Genomic DNA, 25,286 nt, shown 5'->3' on the forward strand with positions numbered 1-25,286 from the left:
GGACAGGCAAAGATGTTGAGCATAATCTGGAGTTTCTTCGCCTTTATCGTTGCGCTGGGCGTGTTGATTACCGTTCATGAGTTTGGCCATTTCTGGGTCGCTCGTCGCTGTGGCGTCAAAGTTGAGCGTTTTTCCATCGGGTTTGGTAAGTCGCTCTGGCAGCGTCGCGATCGCCACGGTACGGAATTTGTCATCGCGCTTATTCCCCTTGGTGGCTACGTTAAAATGCTCGACGAACGCGTCGAAAGCGTGCCAGCCGAGCTGCGTCACCAGGCTTTCAACAACAAAGCGGTCTGGCAACGCGCCTCTATCATCGCGGCAGGTCCTGTCGCGAACTTCCTTTTTGCCATCTTCGCCTACTGGGTTGTGTTTATTCACGGCGTACCCGGTGTACGCCCGGTAATCGGTGAAATTTTAAACGGTTCAGTGGCTTCAGAAGCGCAAATTGCGCCCGGCATGGAACTTAAGGCTGTTGACGGTATCGAAACGCCTGACTGGGATGCTGTGCGTATGGCGCTGGTGGGTAAAATCGGCGACAGCAGCACCACGCTGACCGTGGCTCGATTTGGCGAGGACGCGACTCAGCAGAAGCAGCTGGATTTGCGTAACTGGCAGTTTGAGCCTGATAAGCAGGATCCGGTCGTCGCGTTAGGCATTCAGCCTCGCGGTCCGCAAATTGAGACCACGCTGGCAGAAGTCCAGGCGAATTCGCCAGCCAGTGAAGCCGGTTTGCAAGCAGGCGACAGGATCGTTAAAGTCGATGGTCAGCCATTATCGCAGTGGCAGACGTTTGTTACGCAGGTCCGGGACAATCCCGGTAAAAGCATGGCGCTTGAGGTGGATCGCGGCGGTGAATCAATTGCGCTGACGATGACGCCAGAAGCGAAAGCGGGCACTACAGCGGGCTTTGCGGGTGTGATTCCGCGCATTGTTCCGCTGCCAGAAGAGTACAAGACGGTAAGGCAGTATGGCGCGTTTGCGGCTATCGGTGAGGCCAGTGTTAAAACCTGGCAGCTGATGAAGCTTACCGTGTCCATGCTGGGCAAGTTAATAACCGGTGATGTGAAGCTGAACAACCTGAGCGGGCCAATTTCGATTGCGCAGGGTGCAGGGTTGTCAGCAGAGTATGGGTTGATTTACTACCTGATGTTCCTGGCGTTGATTAGCGTCAACCTGGGCATCATCAACCTGTTCCCTTTACCGGTTTTAGATGGTGGGCACTTGCTCTTCCTGGCGATCGAAAAGATCAAAGGTGGACCGGTGTCCGAGCGAGTTCAGGACTTTAGTTATCGCATCGGCTCAATTTTGCTGGTGCTGTTAATGGGGCTTGCACTTTTCAATGATTTCTCACGTTTGTAACCGCTGGAACGCGAACATTCGAGGGATGTGTTAGGAAAACGCATAACAACGATGGCGATGAAAAAGTTGCTCATAGCGTCGCTGCTGTTTAGCAGCGCCACCGTTTACGGTGCAGACGATTTCGTGGTGAAGGATATTCATTTCGAAGGGCTGCAGCGAGTCGCCGTCGGCGCGGCTCTGCTGAGCATGCCAGTACGGGTTGGCGATACGGTGAATGACGATGATGTCAGAAATACCATTCGCTCGCTGTTCGCTACTGGCAACTTTGAGGATGTTCAGGTCCTGCGAGACGGTACAACGCTGATTGTCCAGGTCAAAGAACGTCCTACCATTGCCAGCATTACCTTCACCGGTAACAAAGCGGTGAAAGAGGATCAGCTCAAACAAAATCTGGAAGCTTCCGGTGTCCGTGTCGGCGAAGCGCTGGACCGTACTACCATCTCTTCTATTGAGAAGGGACTTGAAGACTTCTACTACAGCGTAGGTAAATATACCGCTAACGTGAAAGCCGTGGTCACGCCACTGCCGCGTAACCGTGTTGATCTGAAGCTGGTCTTTACTGAAGGTGTTTCTGCCAAAATTCAGCAGATCAACATCGTCGGTAACAAAGCTTTCAGCTCCGATGAACTGATTTCCCGCTTCCAGCTGCGCGATGAAGTGCCATGGTGGAACGTGGTTGGCGATCGTAAATATCAGAAGCAGAAACTGGCGGGTGACCTCGAAACCCTGCGCAGCTTCTATCTGGATCGGGGTTATGCTCGATTCAACATCGATTCCACCCAGGTCAGCCTGACGCCAGATAAAAAAGGCATCTACATCACGGTGAACATCACCGAAGGTGACCAGTACAAAATTGCGGGCGTGATCGTCAATGGCAGCATGGCTGGCCACTCAGCAGAAATTGAACATCTGACCAAAATCCCGTCAGGCGAGCTTTATAACGGCGCCAAAGTGACGAAAATGGAAGATGACATCAAGAAGCTGCTGGGCCGCTATGGCTACGCCTATCCGCGCGTCGCCACGCAGCCTGAAATCAACGACGCCGATAAAACCGTAAAACTGCATATCAACGTGGATGCGGGTAACCGCTACTACGTGCGTAATGTCCGTTTTGAAGGGAATGACACGTCAAAAGACTCGGTGCTACGTCGCGAAATGCGTCAGATGGAAGGCGCGTGGCTGGGCAGCGATCTGGTTGAACAGGGCAAAGAGCGTCTGAACCGCACCGGTTACTTTGAAACCGTTGATGTGGATACGCAGCGTGTGCCAGGTTCATCAGACCAGGTTGACGTGGTCTACAAAGTTAAAGAGCGTAACACCGGTACCTTTAACTTTGGCGTCGGCTACGGCACAGAAAGTGGCGTGAGCTTCCAGGTTGGGGTAACGCAGGATAACTGGCTGGGCACCGGTAATACCGTGGGCATCAGCGGGACCAAAAACGATTACCAGACCTATGCTGAATTCTCGCTGACTGACCCTTACTTCACCGTTGATGGTGTGAGTCTGGGTGGGCGTCTGTTCTACAACGACTTTAAAGCGGACAATGCGGACCTTTCTGACTATACCAACAGAAGTTATGGTCTGGATGGCACGCTTGGCTTCCCGGTTAACGAAAACAACACCCTGCGTGTCGGTCTGGGCTACGTCCATAATGACCTGTCGAACATGCAGCCGCAGGTGGCAATGTGGCGTTATCTGGACTCAGTCGGTAAGCCGCAGCAGCTTAATGATGAAGGCGACTTCTCAGCAGATGACTTCACCTTTAACTACGGCTGGACTTACAACACGCTGGACCGTGGTTTCTTCCCGACATCGGGTAACCGTACCAACCTGAACGGTAAGGTAACGATTCCAGGTTCAGATAACAGCTTCTATAAGGCTACGCTGGATACCCAGCAATATGTGCCGATTAACCAGGATCGTACCTGGGTGCTGCTGGGCCGTGGTCGTGTGGGTTATGGCGATGGTCTCGGCGGCAAAGAGATGCCGTTCTACGAGAACTTCTATGCGGGTGGTTCAAGCACCGTGCGTGGCTTCCAGTCCAACACCATTGGACCGAAAGCGGCCTACTACAACAACAACTCGTCGAACTGCCGAATCGCCGATCCTAATGGCGTCTGTAAGTCTGACGATGCGGTGGGCGGTAACGCCATGGCGATTGCCAGCCTTGAGCTGATTACGCCAACGCCGTTCCTGAGCGAGAAGTATGCTAACTCGGTGCGTACCTCGGTGTTTGTCGATGCCGGTACTGCGTGGGATACCCATTGGGAAAATACCGCTGAAACACGTGCTGCGGGCATTCCTGACTACAGCGATCCAAACAATATCCGCGTATCCAGCGGTGTTGCGCTGCAGTGGATGTCACCACTTGGCCCGCTGGTGTTCTCGTACGCCCAGCCGGTCAAGAAAGTTGATGGAGATAAGTCAGAGCAGTTCCAGTTTAACATTGGTAAAACCTGGTAATGTTCTGAGCAGGGATGCATAGCTGAAGTATTGCTGCCGGACAGCACCTGTTGCTGTTCCGGGGCAAACACTGTGTCGCTGACACAAACGTTGATGGTAAGGAGTTTATAGTGAAAAAGTTGTTGTGTGCCGCAGGTCTGGGTCTTGCTTTAGCGGTCTCCGCTGGTGTTCAGGCTGCTGACAAAATTGCAGTGGTAAACGTGTCCAGCATTTTCCAACAGTTACCGCAACGTGCGACTGTTGCTAAACAGCTGGAAAACGAGTTCAAAGGCCGTGCAACTGAATTGCAGAGCCAGGAACGCGATCTGCAGACCAAAATGCAGCGTCTGCAGCGTGACGGTTCTACCATGAAGGCCAGCGAACGCAGCCGTATGGAAAAAGATGTCATGTCTCAGCGTGAAGCTTTCTCTTCAAAAGCGCAGGCGTTTGAGCAGGATAATCGCCGTCGTCAGATGGAAGAGCGTAACAAGCTGCTGAGCCGTATTCAGGATGCCGTGAAGAAAGTCGCTGACAGCGATGGTTACGACGTCGTGATCGACGCTAACGCGGTGGCTTATGCATCAAACGCAAAAGACATCACTGCTGACGTGCTGAAACAGGTTAAATAATTCATGTCATCTATTCGACTGGCTGATTTAGCCCAGCAGTTGGATGCAGAATTGCACGGAGATGGCGATATCGTCATCTCCGGCATTGCTTCTATGCAATCCGCCACAACTGGCCAAATCACTTTTCTTGCAAACAGCCGTTACCGCGAGCAACTCGCCCTGATAAAGGCCTCAGCCGTGGTGCTGACGGAAGCGGATCTGGAATGGTGCAAGACGGCAGCACTGGTAGTGAAAAATCCCTACCTGACCTATGCACGTATGGCACAAATACTCGATACCACGCCACAGCCGGCGCAGAATATCGCCCCCAGTGCGGTCATCGATCCCTCAGCCCGACTTGGCAATAACGTTGCCATTGGTGCCAATGCGGTGATCGAGGCGGACGTTGAGCTGGGTGATAACGTGGTCATTGGTGCGGGATGCTTTGTGGGTAAAAAAACCCGTATCGGCAGCGGAACCCGTCTCTGGGCCAACGTCTCTGTTTATCACGAGATTGAAATCGGCCAGGATTGTCTGATTCAGTCAGGGACCGTGATCGGTTCTGATGGTTTCGGCTATGCCAACGATCGCGGTAACTGGGTGAAAATCCCGCAGTTAGGCGCGGTAATTATCGGCGATCGCGTTGAAATAGGTGCCTGCACCACCATCGATCGCGGTGCGCTTGATAACACTCTGATCGGCAATGGTGTTATCATAGACAACCAGTGCCAGATCGCTCACAACGTAGTTATTGGTGACAATACTGCGGTTGCAGGCGGTGTGATCATGGCGGGTAGTTTGAAAATTGGGCGTTACTGTATGATTGGCGGTGCCAGCGTCATTAACGGCCATATGGAAATCTGTGACAAAGTAACGGTGACCGGTATGGGTATGGTCATGCGTCCTATCACAGAGCCTGGTGTCTATTCGTCAGGCATTCCGCTGCAACCCAACAAAACCTGGCGCAAAACTGCAGCGCTGGTGATGAACATCGATGACATGAGCAAACGCTTAAAAGCCATCGAGCGCAAGGTCGGCAAAGACGACTAACCGCCATCCCAAAACTGACCGGCTTTCATAATAAAAATGTTAAGCAGGGAAGCCCGGCGCCACAGAACCTATTTGCGGCCTGCGGAAGATCATTTTGATCTGTGCAGGCCGTGTTATTGATGTCATCAGATTTTTAGGACAGGAAGAGTATTTTGACTACTGAAACTCATACTCTGAAAATTGAAGAGATTTTAGAGCTGCTGCCGCACCGCTATCCGTTTCTGCTGGTAGACCGTGTGCTGGAATTTGAAGAGCACAAATACCTGCGTGCAGTGAAGAACGTTTCTGTTAATGAACCGTTTTTCCAGGGGCATTTCCCTGGTAAACCGATTTTTCCTGGCGTTCTGATCCTGGAAGCGATGGCGCAGGCCACCGGCATTCTGGCGTTTAAAAGCGTAGGTAAACTGGAACCAGGTGAACTCTATTACTTTGCCGGTATCGACAGTGCCCGTTTCAAGCGCCCTGTGGTACCAGGTGACCAAATGATCATGGAAGTCACTTTCGAGAAAACCCGCCGTGGTCTGACCCGCTTTAAAGGCGTGGCGACCGTTGACGGTAAAATCGTCTGTGAAGCGACCATGATGTGTGCCCGCAGCCGGGAGGCATAATTCGTGATTGATCCAACCGCCACTATCCATCCCAGTTCTGTCATCGAAGAGGGCGCTATCATTGGCGCCCGCGTTCACATTGGCCCGTTTTGCTTTATTGGCGCGAATGTTGAAATCGGCGAAGGAACGGTACTGAAGTCACACGTTGTGGTGAACGGCCACACACGTATCGGTAAAGATAATCAGATCTATCAGTTCGCCTCAATTGGTGAAGTGAATCAGGATCTGAAATATGCCGGTGAGCCAACACGGGTTGAGATCGGCGATCGCAACCGTATCCGTGAAAGCGTGACGATTCATCGCGGCACCACTCAGGGTGGCCATGTCACCACGGTGGGAAGCGATAATCTGCTGATGGTGAATGTCCACATTGCGCATGACTGCGTAATTGGCAACCGCTGTATCTTCGCTAACAACGCCACCCTGGGTGGTCACGTGACGGTCGATGATTTCGCTATCATTGGCGGAATGACAGCGGTGCATCAGTGGTGCATCATCGGTGCTCATGTGATGGTGGGTGGTTGTTCCGGCGTGGCGCAGGATGTGCCGCCTTACGTTATTGCGCAGGGCAACCACGCGACACCGTTCGGGATCAACATCGAAGGTCTTAAGCGTCGTGGCTTCAGCAAAGAGTCGTTGCATGCGATTCGCAACGCCTACAAGTTGCTCTATCGCAGCGGCAGAACGCTGGAAGAAGTCAAGCCGGAGATTGAAGCCATCGCACAGCAGCACAGCGAAGTGCAGCCGTTCTACGACTTCTTCACCCGTTCAACCCGTGGATTAATTCGTTAATCCATGTCAGCGCGTCCTTTAACGATTGCCCTGGTCGCCGGAGAAACCTCCGGCGATATTCTTGGTGCAGGTCTGATTCGTGCCCTGAAAGCCCGCCATCCTGATGCACGCTTTGTCGGCGTGGCGGGGCCATTAATGCAGGAAGAAGGGTGTGAAGCCTGGTATGAGATGGAAGAGCTGGCGGTCATGGGCATTGTCGAGGTGCTGGGTCGCCTGCGACGTCTGCTGACAATCCGCCGCGACCTTACCCGTCGGTTTACCGAACTCAGGCCCGATGTTTTTGTCGGCATTGATGCGCCCGATTTTAACATCACGCTGGAAGGCAATCTCAAACGCACAGGCATTCGTACGATCCACTACGTCAGCCCCTCTGTGTGGGCATGGCGGCAAAAGCGCGTCTTTAAGATAGGTCGTAACACCAATCTGGTGCTGGCGTTCCTGCCCTTTGAAAAAGCGTTCTACGATCGCTATAACGTTCCCTGCCGCTTTATCGGCCACACGATGGCAGATGCCATGCCACTGCAACCCGATAAACGGGCTGCGCGGCGTCATCTCGGCATTGCGGATGATGCGCTCTGTCTGGCCCTGCTGCCCGGCAGTCGTGGCGCGGAAGTGGAGATGCTCAGCGCAGATTTCCTGAAAACAGCCCGGTTACTGCGTCGTCACTATCCAGCGCTGGAAATCGTGGTGCCGCTGGTTAACCCCCGTCGCCGCGAACAGTTTGAGAAGATTAAGGCCGATGTCGCCCCTGAACTGCCGATGCATCTGCTGGATGGTCAGGGACGCGAAGCGATGATTGCGAGCGATGCCGCACTCCTGGCGTCAGGCACTGCCGCGCTGGAGTGCATGCTGGCAAAATGTCCGATGGTTGTCGGTTATCGCATGAAGCCAGCCACTTTCTGGCTGGCAAAACGGCTGGTGAAAACCCCTTACGTATCGCTGCCAAACCTGCTGGCAGGGCGTGAGCTGGTCAAAGAGTTACTGCAGGATGAGTGTCAGCCTGACGTCCTGGCCGCAGCATTAGATCCGCTACTGCATACCGGGCCTGAGCGCGACACACTGCTGCAGACGTTTCACGAATTACATCAACAGATCCGCTGGAACGCCGATGAACAGGCGGCGGATGCGGTACTGGAGCTGGTGAATGCCTGATTTTATCTATCCTGTCGCCAGACTGATTGCCGGTGTGGACGAAGTCGGGCGCGGTCCGCTGGTCGGCGCGGTCGTCACAGCCGCAGTCATTCTCGACCCGGCCAACCCGATTGCCGGCCTGGCTGACTCGAAGAAACTGTCGGAAAAGCGCCGCCTGGCGTTGTATGACGAAATCAAAGAGAAGGCACTGGCCTGGAATCTGGGACGCGCAGAGCCGGAAGAGATCGATCAGCTCAACATTCTGCATGCCACCATGCTGGCGATGCAGCGCGCCGTTGCGGGCCTGAGCATTCAGCCCGACTACGTGCTGATTGATGGTAACCGTTGCCCGGCATTGCCTGTGCCTTCGCAGGCGGTGGTGAAAGGGGATAGCCTGGTGGCTGAAATCAGTGCGGCATCAATCATCGCCAAAGTGTCGCGGGATCGTGAGATGGCCGAGCTGGATCTGCTGTTCCCTGAGTATGGTTTTGCGCAGCACAAAGGGTATCCGACGGCGCTGCACATGGAAAAACTGACGCAGTATGGCGTTACGCCGCACCACCGTCGCAGTTTTGCGCCCGTTCGTAACGCGCTGCTCGATGCTGAAGTACTGGCTGCACGCCAGACCCTTACGCTTTAATAGCCTGACGCTGTTTTAACCGGAAACTGATATGGCTGAACCCCGTTTTATACATCTGCGTGTCCACAGTGACTATTCAATGGTTGATGGTCTGGCGAAAACCGGGCCACTGATTAAGAAGGCGGCTGCGCTCGGCATGCCCGCGATCGCGATTACCGACTTCACTAACCTGTGCGGCCTGGTGAAATTCTACGGGGGTGCGCACGGCGCAGGGATAAAACCGGTTATTGGCGCCGACTTCAACGTGGTCAGTGAGCTGATGGGGGATGAACTCACGCAGCTGACCGTGCTGGCTGCGAACAATACCGGCTATCAGAACCTTACGCTGCTGATTTCCCGCGCGTATCAGCGTGGTTATGGCGTGGACGGACCGGTCATCGATCGCGACTGGCTGATTGAGTTACAGGAAGGCTTAATTCTGCTGTCGGGCGGACGGCGTGGCGATGTGGGTCGCAGCCTGCTGCGGGGCAACAATGCCCTGGTTTCCCAGTGTCTGTCGTTTTACCAGCAGCATTTCCCCGACCGCTACTACCTTGAGCTGATTCGCACCAGTCGTCAGGACGAAGAGAGCTATCTCCATGCGGCCGTTGAACTGGCCATTGCCGAAGGAATCCCGGTCGTCGCCACCAATGAAGTCTGCTTTATCAACGCAGAAGACTTTGACGCGCACGAAATTCGCGTGGCCATTCATGACGGCTATACGCTGGATGATCCTAAACGTCCGCGCAACTACAGTTCTCAGCAATATATGCGCAGCGAAGAGGAGATGTGCGAGCTGTTCTCGGACATCCCGGAAGCGCTGGAAAACAGCGTAGAGATTGCTAAGCGTTGTAACGTCACGGTCCGGCTGGGCGAGTACTTCCTGCCGCAGTTCCCGACCGGTGATATGACCACCGAAGATTATCTGGTGGTGAAATCCCGTGAGGGGCTGGAAGAGCGTCTGGTGTTCCTGTTCCCGGATGAAGCCGTTCGACTCGAAAAACGCCCGGAATATGACGAGCGTCTGGAAATTGAACTTAACGTCATCAACCAGATGGGCTTCCCCGGCTACTTCCTGATCGTCATGGAGTTTATCCAGTGGTCCAAGGATAACGGCGTGCCGGTGGGTCCGGGTCGTGGTTCCGGTGCGGGTTCGCTGGTGGCTTATGCGCTGAAAATCACGGATATCGATCCGCTGGAGTTCGACCTGCTGTTCGAACGCTTCCTGAACCCGGAACGTGTCTCCATGCCCGACTTCGATGTCGATTTTTGCATGGAGAAACGCGATCAGGTGATTGAACACGTCGCCGACATGTACGGACGTGAAGCGGTCTCCCAGATTATTACCTTTGGTACAATGGCGGCAAAAGCGGTTATCCGCGATGTGGGCCGCGTGCTGGGTCATCCTTACGGCTTTGTTGACCGGATTTCAAAACTGATCCCGCCCGATCCCGGCATGACGCTGGAAAAAGCCTTTATTGCTGAACCGCAGCTTCCTGCAATGTATGACGCAGACGAAGAGGTCAAAGCGCTGATCGACATGGCGCGCAAGCTGGAAGGCGTTACGCGTAACGCCGGTAAACATGCGGGTGGTGTGGTCATCGCGCCAACGAAAATTACCGATTTTGCGCCGCTCTACTGCGATGAGCACGGCCAGTTCCCGGTCACCCAGTTCGATAAAAATGATGTGGAATATGCCGGTCTGGTGAAGTTCGACTTCCTGGGCCTGCGTACGCTGACCATCATCGACTGGGCGCTGAAGATGATCAATCCGCGCCGGGAAAAGCAGGGACTGGAGCCGATCGATATCGCCGCTATCCCGCTGGATGATAAGAAAAGCTTCGACATGCTGCAGCGTTCGGAAACCACAGCGGTATTCCAGCTTGAATCGCGCGGCATGAAAGATCTGATTAAGCGTCTGAAGCCCGACTGCTTCGAAGATATGATCGCACTGGTGGCGCTGTTCCGTCCGGGCCCACTGCAGTCCGGCATGGTAGACAACTTCATCGACCGTAAGCATGGCCGGGAGGCGATCTCCTATCCCGACATCCAGTGGCAGCATGAAAGCCTGAAACCGGTGCTGGAGCCAACCTACGGCATCATCCTCTATCAGGAACAGGTGATGCAGATAGCCCAGGTACTCTCTGGCTATACGCTGGGCGGGGCAGATATGCTGCGCCGCGCCATGGGTAAAAAGAAACCCGAAGAGATGGCCAAGCAGCGTTCCGTCTTCCGCGACGGTGCCGAAAGCATGGGTATCGACGGCGAACTGTCGATGAAGATCTTCGATCTGGTCGAAAAGTTTGCGGGCTATGGCTTTAACAAGTCACACTCTGCCGCTTACGCACTGGTCTCCTATCAGACGCTGTGGCTCAAGGCGCACTATCCGGCAGAGTTTATGGCGGCGGTGATGACCGCCGATATGGATAACACCGAGAAAGTGGTCGGCCTGGTCGATGAATGCTGGCGAATGGGGCTGAAGGTCCTGCCGCCCGACATTAACTCCGGTCTCTATCCCTTCCACGTTAACGAAGCGGGCGAGATCGTGTACGGCATTGGCGCGATCAAAGGCGTGGGTGAAGGCCCGATTGAAGCGATCATCGATGCCCGTAACGAAGGCGGCTATTTCCGCGAACTGTTTGATCTCTGTGCCCGGACTGATACCAAAAAGATCAACCGCCGGGTGATGGAGAAACTGATCATGTCCGGGGCCTTTGATCGCCTTGGACCGCATCGTGCCGCGCTGATGAGTGCACTCAGTGATGCGCTAAAAGCGGCCGATCAGCATGCGAAAGCGGAAGCGATTGGCCAGGCGGATATGTTTGGCGTGCTGGCGGAAGAGCCAGAGCAGGTTGAGAAATCGTACGCCAGCGTCACACCGTGGCCTGAGCAGGTGCAGCTGGATGGCGAGCGGGAAACGCTGGGCTTATACCTGACCGGCCACCCGATTAATCAGTATCTGAAAGAAATCGAGCGTTATGTTGGCGGGGTGCGGCTGAAAGACATGCATCCTACCGATCGGGGTAAAATTACCGTTGCGGCCGGTCTGGTGATCGCCGCTCGGGTAATGGTCACCAAACGCGGCAACCGAATTGGTATCTGTACTCTGGACGATCGTTCCGGTCGTCTTGAGGTGATGTTATTTACCGATGCGTTAGATAAATACCAGCAGTTGCTGGAGAAAGACCGAATCCTGATCGTCAGTGGACAGGTCAGCTTTGATGACTTCAGTGGCGGGCTTAAAATGACCGCACGTGAAGTCATGGACATCGACGAAGCTCGCGAAAAATACGCGCGCGGACTTGCTATCTCGCTGACGGACAGGCAAATTGATGACCAGCTATTAAACCGACTCCGTCAGTCCCTGGAACCCCATCGATCAGGGACTATTCCGGTGCATCTCTACTATCAGAGAGCCGACGCGCGAGCGAAGCTGCGCTTTGGTGCAGCGTGGCGAATTTCGCCCAGCGATCGTTTACTTAACGATCTGCGCTCGTTAATTGGATCGGAGCAGGTGGAACTGGAGTTTGACTAGAACAGGAACATTATGAGTCTTAATTACCTGGATTTTGAACAGCCAATTGCAGAACTGGAAGCGAAGATTGATTCGCTGACCTCAATTGGTCGTCAGGATGATAAACACGTTAATCTGGATGAAGAAGTTCAGCGTCTGCGTGAGAAAAGCGTTGAGCTGACCCGTAAAATCTTCGCCGATTTGGGCGCATGGCAGATCGCTCAACTGGCGCGCCATCCTTTACGTCCTTACACCTTTGACTACGTTCGCAACGCTTTCGACGATTTCGATGAGCTGGCGGGTGACCGTGCTTATGCGGATGACAAAGCGATTGTAGGCGGGATTGCGCGTCTTGACGGACGTCCGGTGATGATCATCGGGCACCAGAAAGGCCGTGAAACCAAAGAGAAAATTCGCCGTAACTTCGGCATGCCAGCACCGGAAGGCTATCGCAAAGCGCTGCGCCTGATGGAGATGGCTGAACGTTTCAAAATGCCAATCATCACCTTCATCGACACGCCGGGTGCTTATCCGGGCGTGGGCGCAGAAGAGCGTGGGCAGTCTGAAGCGATTGCCCGCAACCTGCGTGAAATGTCTGGCCTGAAAGTGCCGGTGATCTGTACGGTCATCGGTGAAGGCGGTTCAGGTGGTGCGCTGGCGATTGGCGTGGGCGATAAAGTGAATATGCTGCAGTACAGCACCTATTCCGTCATCTCGCCGGAAGGCTGTGCCTCCATTCTGTGGAAAAGCGCGGACAAAGCGCCGCTGGCCGCAGAAGCGATGGGCATTACCGCCAACCGTCTGAAAGAGCTGAAGCTGATTGACTCCGTGATCCCTGAGCCGCTGGGTGGCGCGCATCGCCGTCCGGTGGATATGGCGCAGTCACTCAAGCAGCAGCTGCTGGCTGACCTGGCCGAGCTTGACGGTTTGACCACTGAGGAGCTGCTGGATCGTCGTTATCAGCGCCTGATGAGCTACGGTTACGCCTGATTTAAGAGCACCAGTAAGAGCGGACTCCGGTCCGCTTTTTTTATGCCGCCGGTTCAGCTCCGCATGCTGACTGACGCCTTTCAGCCTCATCTGATCGTCCCCTCGCTACACCTTCCCTGACTTAGCGGTTATGCTTGACCGGTTCCACAACAATCAGGGAGAGGGGCATTGAATATTCTGGCGATCATGGGCGCGCACGGCGTGTTTTACAAAGATGAACCGTTACGCGAACTCGACGCGGCGTTAAATCTGCAAGGCTTTCAGCTGCTTTACCCGAAAAACAGTGACGATCTCCTGAAGCTGATCGAACACAATCCACGTATCAGCGGCGTCATTTTCGACTGGGACGCGCACAACAGTCCGGAACTGTGCGGTGAGATCAACCAGCTCAACGAATATTTGCCACTGTACGCCTTTATCAACACCCACTCGCAGATGGACATCAGCATCAATGAGATGCGGATGCCGCTGCACTTTTTTGAGTATGCGCTGAATGCCGCCGACGATATCGCGCTGCATATCCGGCAGTATACCGATGACTATCTCGACCACATTACGCCGCCGCTGACCAAAGCGCTGTTCACCTATGTGAAAGAGGGCAAATATACCTTCTGCACGCCGGGCCATATGGCGGGCACCGCGTTTCAGAAAAGCCCGGTCGGCTGCCTGTTCTACGATTTCTTCGGGGCCAATACCTTAAAGTCGGACATCTCGATTTCGGTGACCGAGCTGGGTTCGCTGCTGGATCACACCGGTCCGCACCTTGAAGCGGAAGAGTATATTGCCCGTACGTTTGGCGCTGAACAGAGTTACATGGTGACGAACGGCACTTCCACGTCGAACAAAATTGTCGGCATGTATGCCGCACCGGCGGGCAGCACCGTGCTGATTGACCGCAACTGCCACAAATCCCTGACTCATCTGCTGATGATGAGCGATCTGATTCCGATCTGGCTGAAGCCGACCCGCAATGCGCTGGGTATTCTCGGCGGTATCCCGAAGCAGGAATTTACCCGCGAGCGCATTGCACACAAGGTGGCTGCTACCGATCGGGCCACCTGGCCGGTTCATGCGGTGATTACGAACTCGACTTACGATGGGCTGCTTTACAACACCCAATACATCAAAGAAACGCTGGATGTACCGTCGATTCATTTCGACTCAGCCTGGGTGCCTTACACCAATTTCCATCCGATCTACGCCGGTAAAAGCGGCATGAGTGGCGACCGGATACCGGGCAAGGTGGTGTACGAGACGCAATCGACCCACAAACTGCTGGCGGCGTTCTCGCAGGCCTCCATGATTCACATTAAAGGCGACTACGACGAACAGACGTTTAACGAAGCCTACATGATGCACACCACCACCTCGCCTAATTACGCCATCGTCTCCTCGATTGAAACTGCTGCGGCTATGCTGCGCGGCAATCCGGGTAAGCGGCTGATTAATCGCTCTGTTGAGCGTGCGCTTCATTTCCGCCGTGAGATCCAGCGCCTGCGCGAAGAGTCTGACAGCTGGTTCTTCGATATCTGGCAGCCGGAACAGATTGATGAAGCACAATGCTGGGCGATCCAGCCCGGTGAAGAAGCGTGGCATGGATTTACGCAGGCCGATCGCGATCACATGTACCTCGATCCGATCAAAGTCACCATTTTGACGCCAGGCATGAGCGAGCTGGGTGAGATGGCAGAAGAGGGGATCCCGGCGGCGCTGGTGGCGAAGTTTCTGGATGAACGCGGCATCGTGGTGGAGAAAACCGGCCCTTATAACCTGCTGTTCCTGTTCAGCATCGGCATCGACAAAACCAAAGCGATGAGCGTGCTGCGTGGTCTTACAGAGTTCAAACGCGCCTACGATCTCAATCTGCGGGTGAAAAACATGCTGCCGGATCTCTATGCGGAAGATCCCGATTTTTATCGTAACATGCGCATCCAGACGCTGGCGCAGGGGATCCATCAGCTGATCCGCCATCACGATCTGCCACGTCTGATGCTGCAGGCATTTGATGTGCTGCCCGAAATGAAGATGACGCCGCATCAGGCGTTTCAGCAGCAGGTGAAAGGCAACATCGAAACGGTGGATCTCAGTGAGCTGGTCGGGCGGGTATCGGCCAATATGATTCTGCCTTATCCGCCGGGCGTTCCTCTGGTCATGCCGGGAGAGATGATTACTGAGAAGAGCCGCGCCGTGCTCGATTTTCTGCTGATGCTGTGCAGCATTGGCCGCCACTATCCGGGCTTTGAAACGGATATTCACGGCGCAAGCCTGACGGAAGAGGGCGAGTATCGCGTCCGCGTGCTGAAAAACGACCTTACCTGAGCCTTTAAACGACTAACAGCGGCAGGCGGTCTGCGGACAGCCTGCCCGAATCAGGACATTGACTATGTTGCAGTTAACCGCCATTCACCACATCGCCATCATCGCTTCCGACTATCAGCGCAGCAAAGCGTTCTATTGCGACGTACTCGGCTTTCGTCTGATGGGCGAATATTACCGCGAGGCGCGTGACTCCTGGAAAGGCGACCTGGCCTTACAGGATCGCTACACCATTGAGCTGTTCTCTTTTCCCACGCCGCCAGCGCGCGTCAGTCATCCTGAGGCGCGCGGTCTGCGTCATCTGGCCTTTACCGTGCCGGATGTTGCCGCTGCCGTCGCCACGCTGGCCGACAAAGGCGTTGTCTGCGAGCCGATTCGCATTGATGAACTGACCGGTAAACAATGTACGTTCTTTGCCGATCCGGATGGTTTGCCGCTGGAGCTTTATCAGGCGTAAAATAGCGCTGAGCGGGCGACATTCAGTGGCCCGATTTTCCGGATGCCTCTATGTCTTTGCCCGCTTATGACGCCCTGTTGCAACCCGATGCCGCGCTGGTCGTCGCATTCAGCGGCGGACTCGATTCAACCGTGCTGCTGCATCAGCTGCGCGGCTGGCAGCAGCAGCATCCTCAGTCACGTCTGCGGGCGTTGCATGTTCACCACGGGCTCAGCCCGAATGCCGATCGCTGGGCCACCCATTGTCAGACGGTATGTGAGCAGTGGCAGCTGCCGTGTGACGTGCTGCGCGTAACGGTGGATGGCAGGGAAAACGGCATTGAAGCGGCCGCCCGTAGCGCCCGCTATCAGGCACTAAGTGCGGCACTGGAACCGGGCGACATATTACTTACCGGCCAGCATCTTGATGATCAGTGTGAAACCGTTTTGCTGGCGCTGAAGCGCGGCAGTGGGCCAGCCGGGCTGGCGGCGATGCCTTTAACGCGCATGCTGGGTGCCAATCCGCTGCTGCGTCCGCTGCTGAATCAGCCGCGACAGTCGCTTGAGGCCTATGCCGTCACGCATCAGCTGGTGTGGATTGATGATGAGAGCAATCAGGATCTTCGCTACGATCGTAACTTCCTCCGCCAGCGGTTGCTGCCGGAGCTTTATCAGCGCTGGCCCCATTTTGCCGAGGCAACAGCCCGAAGTGCGGCGTTGTGCAGTGAGCAGGAGCAGTTGCTGGATGAACTGCTCGCCGGGCAACTGGCCGAGCTGATTCAGGCTGATGGCAGCCTCTGTTTTCCGCCATTAATGATCATGAGTGAGCTGCGCGCCAATGCGTTGTTGCGCCGCTGGATTGCCGGGCAGGGTGGGGGGATGCCGTCCCGTGACGCGCTGAAACGCATTCGTGATGAAGTGATGGCGAGCCGGGAAGATGCGCAACCCCGGCTGCGATTCGGTCAGGCTGAACTGCGTCGTTACCGTCAGCAACTTTACTGGCTGCCATTGTTCCGTTCACTGCGCGACATTGAGCTGTCATGGCCCGATCTGCGCCAGCCGCTGGATTTACCGCAGAACCTGGGCACGCTGCATGCCAGTTCGTCACAGAGTTTGCTGCGCTATCCTCAGCCGGATGAGCAGGTTAGCGTGCGGTTTCATGCGCAGGGGCACGTTCATCTGGCAGGGCGTAATGGCGGACGGGAAATGAAAAAGCTGTGGCAGGAGTTACAGATACCGCCGTGGCAGCGAGAACGACTGCCGTTAATTTTTTACAACCAGACGCTGATCTGTGTGCCGAATCTCTTTGTGACTCATGCTGGTGCGGCACGTGATCGGCAGGGCTGGCAGATAATCTGGGACAGGGCATCCCGCGAAGGAGAGCAATAATGATGAAGCAATGGCTTATCGCCTGTTTAATGGCCGCTGTGTTACCGGCCTGGGCTGCGGGTGATGCGCAGCGTGGCGCAGAGAAAGCAGGGCGTTGCATGGCCTGTCATGGCGCAGCGGGTAAAGCGGCGGTGCCGCTCTATCCGAACCTGGCCGGGCAACATGCACCCTATCTGGAACATGCTCTGCAGGCCTATAAAAAGGGCGAGCGCAGTGGCGGTCAGGCTGAAGTTATGAAGGCGTTTGTGGCGGGATTAAGTGACGGGGATATGGCGGATCTGGCGGCGTACTATAGTTCGTTGCAACCCTGATGTTTAGCCGGGCGGGATGATCCCGCCCGGAATGCGTGGATTACTCTGCGCTGACCACGACCGTACCCAGTTCGGGATGGGTAAAGCTGGCGATATGGTCGAGACGTAATTCGCGATGCTCACCGGAAAGATCGATTGCCAGATATTCCACATTCTTGCGTGAAAAGATCTCTTTGGCCTTTGCCTTTAGCTGCTCGCCATCTTTCATTTCCAGCGACAGCATCCAGTGGTTCTGGCAGGCGAGCTCCAGATTATCGTAATCATCGCAATTGATAGGTTGGTACGCTTCATTTATCAACATAGTCGCTCACCAATAAGTTAGCAGCGGCGTAAGCCGCCTGTTCCCTGACTGAAGAGTTTAGCTCAGTATTTGCGGCAATATCATTAAGTGCCTTTAATGCGCAGCCAATCGCATCCGGTATGTAACCTAAATCTCCGCTGCCGATTTCGGCATATTTCCGGCGAACTAACTCACAATAATTTTGCACGTGGCCCTCCTCAGCAGAGCGTAAATACTCTGGTTAACTGGCGACTATATCATAGCCATTTGGAGGAAATCAGCCTGCGTAAAGCAGGATCGGTGCGCGAATCACTGCTAAAGTGACAGATTCCGCTGTCTCAGGTGGAATGAATCAGAGCACAAAAGGTTAATTTGATGAACAGGTTATCGAAGGTCAACATGGTTAAGGTGTGGGGAGGGCGCGGATGATTATGCTATCCCGTTCGGTTGAGATTCCGGAGAGTGAGATCGCGCTGACGGCGATTCGTGCTCAGGGTGCAGGCGGACAACATATCAATAAAGCCAGTACCGCCATTCATCTGCGCTTCGATATTGCTGCCTCTTCGCTGCCTGCGTTTTATAAAGAGCGGCTGCTCACTGCCAGCCACCATCTGATTACCGGTGATGGCGTTGTAGTGATCAAGGCGCAGGAGTACCGCAGTCAGGAGATGAATCGCGAAGCGGCATTGCAGCGTCTGGTCAATCTGATTCGGGAGCTGAGCACCGTGGAAAAAACCCGGCGTGCCACGCGGCCAACCCGCGCTTCAAAAGAGCGGCGTCTGGAAGGGAAAGCCCGCCGCAGTACGACCAAGTCGATGCGCGGCAAGGTGCTATAAAAAACGCCCCGCAGGCGGGGCGTTTGAGGGCTGATCAACCAGACCAGCGTGAATCTGTCAGCAACGAATAAGCTCAGCGCGCAGCTAACACGGTCAGAAGAGGAAAGCGGCGCAGGCATGTCATGGATGACGGCTTTTGCGACTTTCCGAACTGACCGTTCCTTCAGTGCTTACTTATTCAGCGCCTTCAGCAGGAAATCAACAATCTCATCCTGCTTGATCATCTGCTTCTCACCGGCACGACGTGATTTGTATTCAATCTCCTGATTATCAAGATTACGGTCGCCGATGACGATGGTGTGTGGCACACCGATCAGTTCCATATCCGCGAACATCACGCCCGGACGCTCTTTACGGTCATCCAGAATCACATCGACGCCTTTGGCACGCAGTGTGGCATACAGCTCTTCCGCCAGCTCTTTTACCCGGAACGACTTCTGCATGTTCATTGGCAGAATCGCCACTTCGAACGGTGCCAGTGCAGCTGGCCAGATGATGCCGCGATCGTCATGGTTCTGCTCAATCGCTGCCGCGACTACGCGGGTGATGCCGATGCCGTAGCAGCCCATGCTCATCACCTGATTGCGGCCATCTTCACCCTGAACGGATGCTTTCAGCGCGTCGGAATATTTCGTACCGAGCTGGAAAATGTGACCCACTTCGATGCCGCGCTTGATCTGCAGCGTGCCTTTGCCATCCGGGCTTAAATCGCCTTCGACCACGTTACGGATATCCGCAACGCTCGCCAGCGGCAGGTCACGCTCCCAGTTAATGCCGAAGTAGTGCTTGCCATCGACGTTGGCACCGGCGCTGAAATCGCTCATCTTAGCCACGGTACGGTCAGCAATGATCGGCATCTGCAGACCCACTGGCCCGATGGAACCCGGACCGGCTCCCGCAGCGGCGCGGATCTCTTCTTCCGTGGCGAACACCAGCGGTGACGCAACGATGTCTGACTTCTCTGCTTTGATCTCGTTCAGCTGATGGTCGCCGCGAACCAGCAGGGCAACCAGCGCATGACCACTCTCTTCAGCACCTTTAACAATCAATGTTTTCACTGTCTTTTCAACAGGCACACTGAATTGCGCAACCAGCTCCGCGATGGTTTTTGCATCTGGCGTCTCGACCAGCTGCATCTCCTGCGACGGCGCGGCACGTTCACCCGCAGGGGCGACGGCTTCGGCCAGCTCAATGTTAGCGGCATAATCAGAATCGGTAGAGAAGATCACATCATCTTCACCACTCTGCGCCAGCACCTGGAACTCGTGTGATGCGCTGCCGCCGATAGAGCCGGTGTCGGCCTGTACGGCGCGGAAATCCAGGCCCATACGGCTGAAGATCTGGCTGTAGGCGCGATACATTGCATCATAGGTTTCCTGCAGCGATTCCTGCGACACGTGGAAAGAATAAGCATCTTTCATGGTAAATTCGCGGGAACGCATCACGCCAAAGCGCGGACGCACTTCGTCGCGGAATTTGGTCTGGATCTGATACAGGTTGAGTGGCAGCTGTTTATAAGAGCTCAGCTCATTGCGGATCAGGTCAGTGACCACCTCTTCATGCGTCGGACCCAGCACGAACGGACGCTCGTGGCGATCTGCAATACGCAACAGTTCCGGGCCATACTCCTCCCAGCGACCGCTCTCCTGCCACAGGTCGGCGGGCTGCACAACCGGCATTAAAATCTCAACCGCGCCCGCATTGTTCATCTCTTCACGAACGATGTTTTCGACTTTTTTCAGTACGCGGACACCGGTCGGCAACCAGGTATACAAGCCAGAAGCCAGTTTGCGGATCATACCGGCGCGCAGCATCAGCTGGTGGCTGATCACTTCAGCGTCGGAAGGCGTCTCTTTCTGAGTAGAGAGCAGATATTGAGTAGTACGCATTGATTACGGTTCCAGTTGATCGGAAAGTCACAGACAGAATTTTGCTGGCGGCTAGTGTACCAGTGAGATCACCGGCTCAAAAGCGGGTTTTAACGCAGGTCGATAGCGATCACTTCAGTGCCGGCATCGTCAATGCGCCAGCGAACGTTAAAATCCATTAACCAGGCCGCGTATTCGCGTTCCTGCGTTTCGCCCTGACGGTAAGCGGGACGCGGATCCTGTGCCAGCACTTCACTGATAAAACGCGCCAGATTGGGGTAGCGGGACTGCTGATGAAGTTGCTGCTGTGCCAGCGCTGAAAAGCGGACCGGCATGTCTGCCGCAGGGGCCGCCTGAGCAAAACCGGCATGAGCGTGGGGCAGCGCTTCGGCAAAGGGCAGATAAGGTTTGATATCCACCACCGGGGTGCCATCAACCAGATCCAGACTGCCAAGCTGCAGGATCACCTGCTGTTTTTCAATCCTGATCCCTTTCAGTTCGACCAGCGACATGCCAATGGGGTTGGGGCGAAAAGTAGAACGTGTCGCAAAGACACCCATGCGCGCATTGCCGCCCAGCCGGGGAGGGCGCACCGTGGGACGCCAGCCACCCGCCATCGTCTGATGAAAGACAAACAGCAGCCAGAGATGGCTGAACGCTTCCAGTCCGCGAACGGCTTCAGGCTGATTGTAAGGTGGCTGCAGATGCAGCTCGCCGCCGCCATCCTGCACCAGCCCTGGCTGGCGCGGCACGGCAAACTTTTCCTTCCACGGCGAATGGATTACGCCAATTTGCGCAAAGGCGAATTCACTCATTGATTACTGACTTTCAGCGCTGAACCCTGACAGACGGCCTGACGATAGCAGCCCGGCGTGCCGGTGACGATTTCACACTGATGCAGCAGCACCGCATTGGCTTTCATCTGTGATGCTTTGATCTGCAGACGTTTACGCGCCGTGGCGATGTTGGCCGGGGAGTTCTGATTACTGATCTGGCAATCTTCAGCGGAGACTTCACCCAGATCGCGGAACGGTTTACTGACCAGATCGGCGGCGTCGGTATAAAGCTTAACCGGAGCCGGTCGTACCACAGGTTTGCGGGTTGGCTGACTGGATTGCTGCGGCCGGGACGGTGCGCTGCTTATCGGGTGATACTCATGAACACACCCTGTCAGCATCAATGCTAACAAGCAGAGCGGTAAAAAACGCATGGCAACATCCTCAGGTTTTAAAAAGTGGCGTTATTGAAACAAGGACGGGAATAAATAACAAGTCGGGCAGGGCACCCAATAACAGAAAGGGCGGCATAGCGCCGCCCCTGAGGAGATGAACCGCTGAATTACCAACCTTTAACCGCGCCGCCGTTAAAGATTTTGTTAGCCGCGTCGTTCACTTCGTCAGACTGGTAAGCCTGCACGAACTTTTTCACGTTTTCCGCATCTTTATTATCTTCGCGCGCGACAATCAGGTTCACATAAGGTGAATCTTTATCTTCGACGAAAATGCCATCTTTGGCCGGGGTCAGACCGATCTGGCTGGCGTAAGTCGTGTTGATCACGGCCAGCGCAATCTGCTGATCGTCCAGTGAGCGTGGCAGCTGTGGCGCTTCCAGCTCAACAATTTTCAGATGCTTAGGGTTCTCAGTGATATCCAGTGAGGTTGGCAGCAAGCCTGTGCCATCTTTCAGTTTGATCAGACCCACTTTCTGCAGCAGCAGCAGCGTACGGCCCAGGTTGGTCGGATCGTTTGGAATAGCAACCTGCGCGCCATCCTGCAGCTCATCCAGTGACTTGATCTTCTTTGAATAGCCTGCAATCGGGTAGACGAAGGAGTTACCGACTGAAACCAGCTTGTAACCCCGATCTTTGATCTGCTGATCCAGATAAGGTTTGTGCTGGAAGGCATTCACGTCGATATCGCCTTTGCTCAGCGCTTCGTTTGGCAGCACGTAGTCGTTGAATGTGACCAGTTCAACGTCCAGACCATACTTACCTTTTGCTACTTTCTGTGCGGCTTCTGCAACCTGCTGCTCAGCACCGACAATGACGCCCACTTTAATGTGGTTAGCGTCTTTCTCTTTTTGATCGCATCCTGCCAGCGCAATCGCGCCAATCAGAGCACCCACAGCGGCAATTTTTTTAAATCTGAAAGACATATCCTTTCCTTAATAATGTGAGATTGCTGGCTTACTTATGGGACACAGCACGCACGATGCGGTCGCCACAGAATTGAATGAGATACACCAAAACCACTAACAACACCAATACCGTATTCATCACAGTGGCGTTGTATCCGATATAACCATACTGATAACCGATCTGACCCAGACCACCGGCACCCACTGCGCCACCCATAGCGGAGTAGCCGACCAGGGTAATCAGGGTGATGGTTGCTGCATTCACCAGGCCCGGCATCGCTTCCGGCAGCAGAACCTTGCGGACGATCTGCATTGGCGTTGCGCCCATCGCACGTGACGCTTCGATCAGGCCGGTAGGCAGTTCCAGCAGGGCATTTTCAACCATACGGGCGATAAACGGTGCCGCCCCGACGGTGAGCGGCACGATGGCTGCCTGCAGGCCGATAGAGGTGCCGACGATGATTCGGGTGAAGGGAATCATCCAGACCAGTAAGATAATGAAAGGAATGGAGCGGAAGATATTCACCACCGCCGAGAGCACGCGGTAAAGCCCCTGATTCTGCAGAATCTGACCCTGACGGGTGACATAGAGTAAAACGCCGACCGGCAGGCCCAGTACAAAACCGAAAAAGCCTGAGACGAAGGTCATCATCAGCGTTTCCCACACGCCCCGTCCCAGCAACCACATCATCGCCTCAGACATAACCTAACACCTCTACTTTCACATGATTCTCCTTCAGCCAGGCTATCGCCTCGCGGGTATCGCTTTCTGCGCCGTGCATTTCGGCCAGCATAATGCCGAACTTCACGCCACCGGCGTAGTCCATCTGGGCACTGATAATGTTGTTGTTCACGTTGTAACGGCGGGCCGCTTCGGAAAGCAGCGGCGCATCAACCGATTTACCGGTGAATTCCAGTCGCAGCAGGGGCACGGTGCCCTCAGCGGCGGTGGCAGAAAGACGCTGCTGGTAATCATCCGGGATATCCAGATGCAGTGTTGACTGAATAAACTGTTGCGCCAGAGGCGTCTTGGGATGTGAGAACACTTCACTGACGCTATCTTTCTCTATCAGCTCACCGTGACTGATGACCGCAACCTGATCGCAGATGCGTTTCACCACATCCATCTCATGGGTGATCAGCAGAATCGTGAGCCCAAGACGGCGGTTAATGTCTTTCAGCAACTCCAGAATAGAGCGGGTTGTGGCGGGATCCAGAGCGCTGGTGGCTTCATCACACAGCAGCACCTTAGGATTGCTGGCCAGAGCACGGGCAATCGCGACACGCTGCTTCTGACCGCCCGAGAGATTCGCAGGCCAGGCATCATGCTTATCAGACAATCCCACCAGTTCCAGCAGCTCCGTAACGCGAGCAGTGATCTGGGCGCGCGAGAGATTGCCGAGTTCCAGTGGCAGAGAAACGTTGCCCGCGACGGTGCGGGAATTCATCAGGTTAAAGTGCTGAAAGATCATGCCAATCTGGCGGCGCGCCTGGGTCAACTGACGTTCATTGAGTGCAGTCAAATCAGCGCCGTCAACCAGTACGCGGCCCGAAGTAGGGCGCTCCAGCAGGTTCACGCAACGAATCAATGTACTTTTACCGGCACCAGAAGCGCCAATAACGCCATAAATCTGTCCGGCAGGCACATGCAGGCTCACATCCGACAATGCCGGAATAGTCCGCGAGCCCTGCTGAAACACCTTGGTGATATTTTCTAGTTTAATCATTATGTTATTAATTATCGTGTTGCGTTGTCCGTGGTGTGGGAAGCCTCGTCACTTTTAATCGCGATAAAAGCTGGATGGATGTTAAGGCATCCAGACGTCTAAATCAATGGAAGTGATTCAATCTGACATTCTCCCTTTTATAGTAATCATGCGATACTGATCGGCAATTTTTACAGCAGGAGTTTCTACGTGGCGAATAAAGTCCCGGCTATTTTTCTTGATCGTGATGGCACCCTTAATGTCGACAGTGGCTACGTCCATGAGATCGATGACTTCCAGTTTATTGACGGCACGATTGAAGCGCTGCAGCAACTGAAGGCAATGGGCTATGCGCTGGTGGTCGTGACCAATCAGTCTGGTATAGCGCGCGGTATGTTTACCGAAGATACCTTTATGCGGCTGACAGAGTGGATGGACTGGTCGCTGGCCGATCGCGACGTTGATCTTGATGGCATCTATTTCTGTCCTCACCATCCTGAAGCAACAGTAGAAGAGTTCCGTCAGGAGTGTGACTGCCGTAAACCGCAACCTGGCATGTTGCTGACGGCACAGGAAGAGCTGAACATTGATATGGCTGCTTCTTATATGGTGGGTGACAAGCTGGAAGATATGCTGGCTGGCCAGGCTGCCGGTGTTGGCACCAGGGTGCTGGTGCGCAGCGGTAAACCCGTTACGGCTGAAGGGGAAGCTGCAGCAAACTGGATAATTAATAGCCTGGCAGAGCTGCCAGCACGCATTAAACAGGGGTAAAACGGCGCTTTTGTGCAAATTTCAGGCGAACAGCAAAAAAGTCTCAATTTGCACTTGCGCTATCTGAACCGTTCCCTATAATGCGCCTCCACTGACACGGCAAACCGGCAACGGGAAACGGGTTA

Annotated in this window: 24 protein-coding genes; 16 read left to right on the forward strand and 8 right to left on the reverse strand. The window is 54.7% G+C overall.

From position 1 onward, the window contains the following. Positions 1–12: 12 nt before the first annotated feature. The 14 genes from rseP (at position 13) to N5J69_RS20355 (ending at position 17,564) form a co-directional block, all read left to right on the forward strand. On the forward strand, positions 13–1,359 hold the full coding sequence (gene rseP / locus N5J69_RS20290; protein ID WP_279772433.1) for a sigma E protease regulator RseP: 1,347 nt from the start codon (positions 13–15) through the stop codon (positions 1,357–1,359). 51 nt (positions 1,360–1,410) lie between these two features. Next, positions 1,411–3,822, forward strand: coding sequence for an outer membrane protein assembly factor BamA (gene bamA / locus N5J69_RS20295; protein WP_279772434.1), 2,412 nt, complete (start codon positions 1,411–1,413; stop codon positions 3,820–3,822). Positions 3,823–3,932: 110 nt separating this feature from the next. After that, entirely contained in the window at positions 3,933–4,430 is a 498-nt protein-coding gene (gene skp, locus N5J69_RS20300) for a molecular chaperone Skp (RefSeq protein ID WP_003852644.1), read from the forward strand. A gap of 3 nt (positions 4,431–4,433) precedes the next feature. Further along, on the forward strand, positions 4,434–5,459 hold the full coding sequence (gene lpxD, locus N5J69_RS20305; protein WP_013356846.1) for a UDP-3-O-(3-hydroxymyristoyl)glucosamine N-acyltransferase: 1,026 nt from the start codon (positions 4,434–4,436) through the stop codon (positions 5,457–5,459). A 152-nt stretch (positions 5,460–5,611) separates the two neighbouring features. Next, positions 5,612–6,067: a 3-hydroxyacyl-ACP dehydratase FabZ gene (fabZ, locus tag N5J69_RS20310; protein WP_003852639.1), complete on the forward strand. Its 456-nt coding sequence runs from the start codon at positions 5,612–5,614 to the stop codon at positions 6,065–6,067. Positions 6,068–6,070: 3 nt separating this feature from the next. Further along, positions 6,071–6,859 carry an acyl-ACP--UDP-N-acetylglucosamine O-acyltransferase gene (lpxA, locus tag N5J69_RS20315; RefSeq protein WP_003852636.1) on the forward strand — a complete coding sequence of 263 codons (789 nt, stop codon included), beginning with the start codon at positions 6,071–6,073 and terminating at the stop codon, positions 6,857–6,859. A gap of 3 nt (positions 6,860–6,862) precedes the next feature. Further along, complete coding sequence (gene lpxB / locus N5J69_RS20320; protein ID WP_279772436.1) at positions 6,863–8,011, forward strand: lipid-A-disaccharide synthase; 1,149 nt, start codon at positions 6,863–6,865, stop codon at positions 8,009–8,011. Next, positions 8,004–8,630: a ribonuclease HII gene (gene rnhB, locus N5J69_RS20325; protein ID WP_279772437.1), complete on the forward strand. Its 627-nt coding sequence runs from the start codon at positions 8,004–8,006 to the stop codon at positions 8,628–8,630. Before lpxB ends, rnhB begins: the two co-directional genes overlap by 8 nt. A gap of 31 nt (positions 8,631–8,661) precedes the next feature. Beyond that, positions 8,662–12,144: a DNA polymerase III subunit alpha gene (gene dnaE, locus N5J69_RS20330; protein ID WP_279772439.1), complete on the forward strand. Its 3,483-nt coding sequence runs from the start codon at positions 8,662–8,664 to the stop codon at positions 12,142–12,144. A 12-nt stretch (positions 12,145–12,156) separates the two neighbouring features. Further along, the gene (accA, locus tag N5J69_RS20335; RefSeq protein ID WP_279772440.1) at positions 12,157–13,113 is read left to right on the forward strand and encodes an acetyl-CoA carboxylase carboxyl transferase subunit alpha; all 957 of its coding nucleotides are present in this window, start codon (positions 12,157–12,159) and stop codon (positions 13,111–13,113) included. 168 nt (positions 13,114–13,281) lie between these two features. Further along, positions 13,282–15,432, forward strand: a complete 2,151-nt coding sequence (locus N5J69_RS20340) for a lysine decarboxylase LdcC (RefSeq protein ID WP_279772441.1) — start codon at positions 13,282–13,284, stop codon at positions 15,430–15,432. 64 nt (positions 15,433–15,496) lie between these two features. Beyond that, positions 15,497–15,886, forward strand: a complete 390-nt coding sequence (locus tag N5J69_RS20345; RefSeq protein ID WP_279772443.1) for a VOC family protein — start codon at positions 15,497–15,499, stop codon at positions 15,884–15,886. 50 nt (positions 15,887–15,936) lie between these two features. Beyond that, entirely contained in the window at positions 15,937–17,253 is a 1,317-nt protein-coding gene (tilS, locus tag N5J69_RS20350) for a tRNA lysidine(34) synthetase TilS (RefSeq protein WP_279772444.1), read from the forward strand. A gap of 2 nt (positions 17,254–17,255) precedes the next feature. Further along, positions 17,256–17,564 (forward strand): cytochrome c, encoded by a 309-nt coding sequence (locus N5J69_RS20355; RefSeq protein ID WP_279772452.1) that lies wholly within the window; start codon positions 17,256–17,258, stop codon positions 17,562–17,564. A gap of 40 nt (positions 17,565–17,604) precedes the next feature. On the opposite strand, the gene rof is transcribed toward N5J69_RS20355, so the two are convergent. After that, positions 17,605–17,865, reverse strand: a complete 261-nt coding sequence (rof, locus tag N5J69_RS20360; RefSeq protein WP_150010675.1) for a Rho-binding antiterminator — start codon at positions 17,863–17,865, stop codon at positions 17,605–17,607. Next, a complete protein-coding gene (locus N5J69_RS20365) occupies positions 17,852–18,052 on the reverse strand; it encodes a YaeP family protein (RefSeq protein WP_003852623.1) in 201 nt (66 codons plus the stop codon). Before N5J69_RS20365 ends, rof begins: the two co-directional genes overlap by 14 nt. 217 nt (positions 18,053–18,269) lie before the next feature. Here N5J69_RS20365 and arfB point away from each other — a divergent pair, with 217 nt between their 5' ends. Next, the gene (gene arfB, locus N5J69_RS20370) at positions 18,270–18,680 is read left to right on the forward strand and encodes an alternative ribosome rescue aminoacyl-tRNA hydrolase ArfB (protein ID WP_279772445.1); all 411 of its coding nucleotides are present in this window, start codon (positions 18,270–18,272) and stop codon (positions 18,678–18,680) included. A 170-nt stretch (positions 18,681–18,850) separates the two neighbouring features. Here arfB and proS read toward each other — a convergent pair whose 3' ends face one another. The 6 genes from proS to metN form a co-directional block, all read right to left on the reverse strand. Beyond that, positions 18,851–20,569 carry a proline--tRNA ligase gene (proS, locus tag N5J69_RS20375; protein WP_279772446.1) on the reverse strand — a complete coding sequence of 573 codons (1,719 nt, stop codon included), beginning with the start codon at positions 20,567–20,569 and terminating at the stop codon, positions 18,851–18,853. A gap of 89 nt (positions 20,570–20,658) precedes the next feature. After that, the gene (gene tsaA / locus N5J69_RS20380) at positions 20,659–21,363 is read right to left on the reverse strand and encodes a tRNA (N6-threonylcarbamoyladenosine(37)-N6)-methyltransferase TrmO (RefSeq protein ID WP_279772447.1); all 705 of its coding nucleotides are present in this window, start codon (positions 21,361–21,363) and stop codon (positions 20,659–20,661) included. Further along, entirely contained in the window at positions 21,360–21,758 is a 399-nt protein-coding gene (gene rcsF, locus N5J69_RS20385) for an Rcs stress response system protein RcsF (RefSeq protein ID WP_013356860.1), read from the reverse strand. The genes tsaA and rcsF overlap by 4 nt, the downstream gene beginning before the upstream one ends. A 128-nt stretch (positions 21,759–21,886) precedes the next feature. After that, positions 21,887–22,702, reverse strand: coding sequence for a MetQ/NlpA family lipoprotein (locus tag N5J69_RS20390; protein ID WP_279772448.1), 816 nt, complete (start codon positions 22,700–22,702; stop codon positions 21,887–21,889). A gap of 31 nt (positions 22,703–22,733) precedes the next feature. Then, on the reverse strand, positions 22,734–23,387 hold the full coding sequence (locus tag N5J69_RS20395) for a methionine ABC transporter permease MetI (RefSeq protein ID WP_279772449.1): 654 nt from the start codon (positions 23,385–23,387) through the stop codon (positions 22,734–22,736). After that, positions 23,380–24,411, reverse strand: a complete 1,032-nt coding sequence (gene metN / locus N5J69_RS20400; protein ID WP_279772450.1) for a methionine ABC transporter ATP-binding protein MetN — start codon at positions 24,409–24,411, stop codon at positions 23,380–23,382. The genes N5J69_RS20395 and metN overlap by 8 nt, the downstream gene beginning before the upstream one ends. A gap of 189 nt (positions 24,412–24,600) precedes the next feature. Between metN and gmhB the strand changes: the two genes are divergently transcribed. After that, complete coding sequence (gene gmhB / locus N5J69_RS20405) at positions 24,601–25,161, forward strand: D-glycero-beta-D-manno-heptose 1,7-bisphosphate 7-phosphatase (protein ID WP_279772451.1); 561 nt, start codon at positions 24,601–24,603, stop codon at positions 25,159–25,161. The last annotated feature ends 125 nt before the right edge of the window (positions 25,162–25,286 follow it).

Origin of the sequence: Pantoea sp. GD03673 (genome assembly GCF_029844725.1) — a bacterium.
Taxonomy (GTDB): domain Bacteria; phylum Pseudomonadota; class Gammaproteobacteria; order Enterobacterales; family Enterobacteriaceae; genus Pantoea.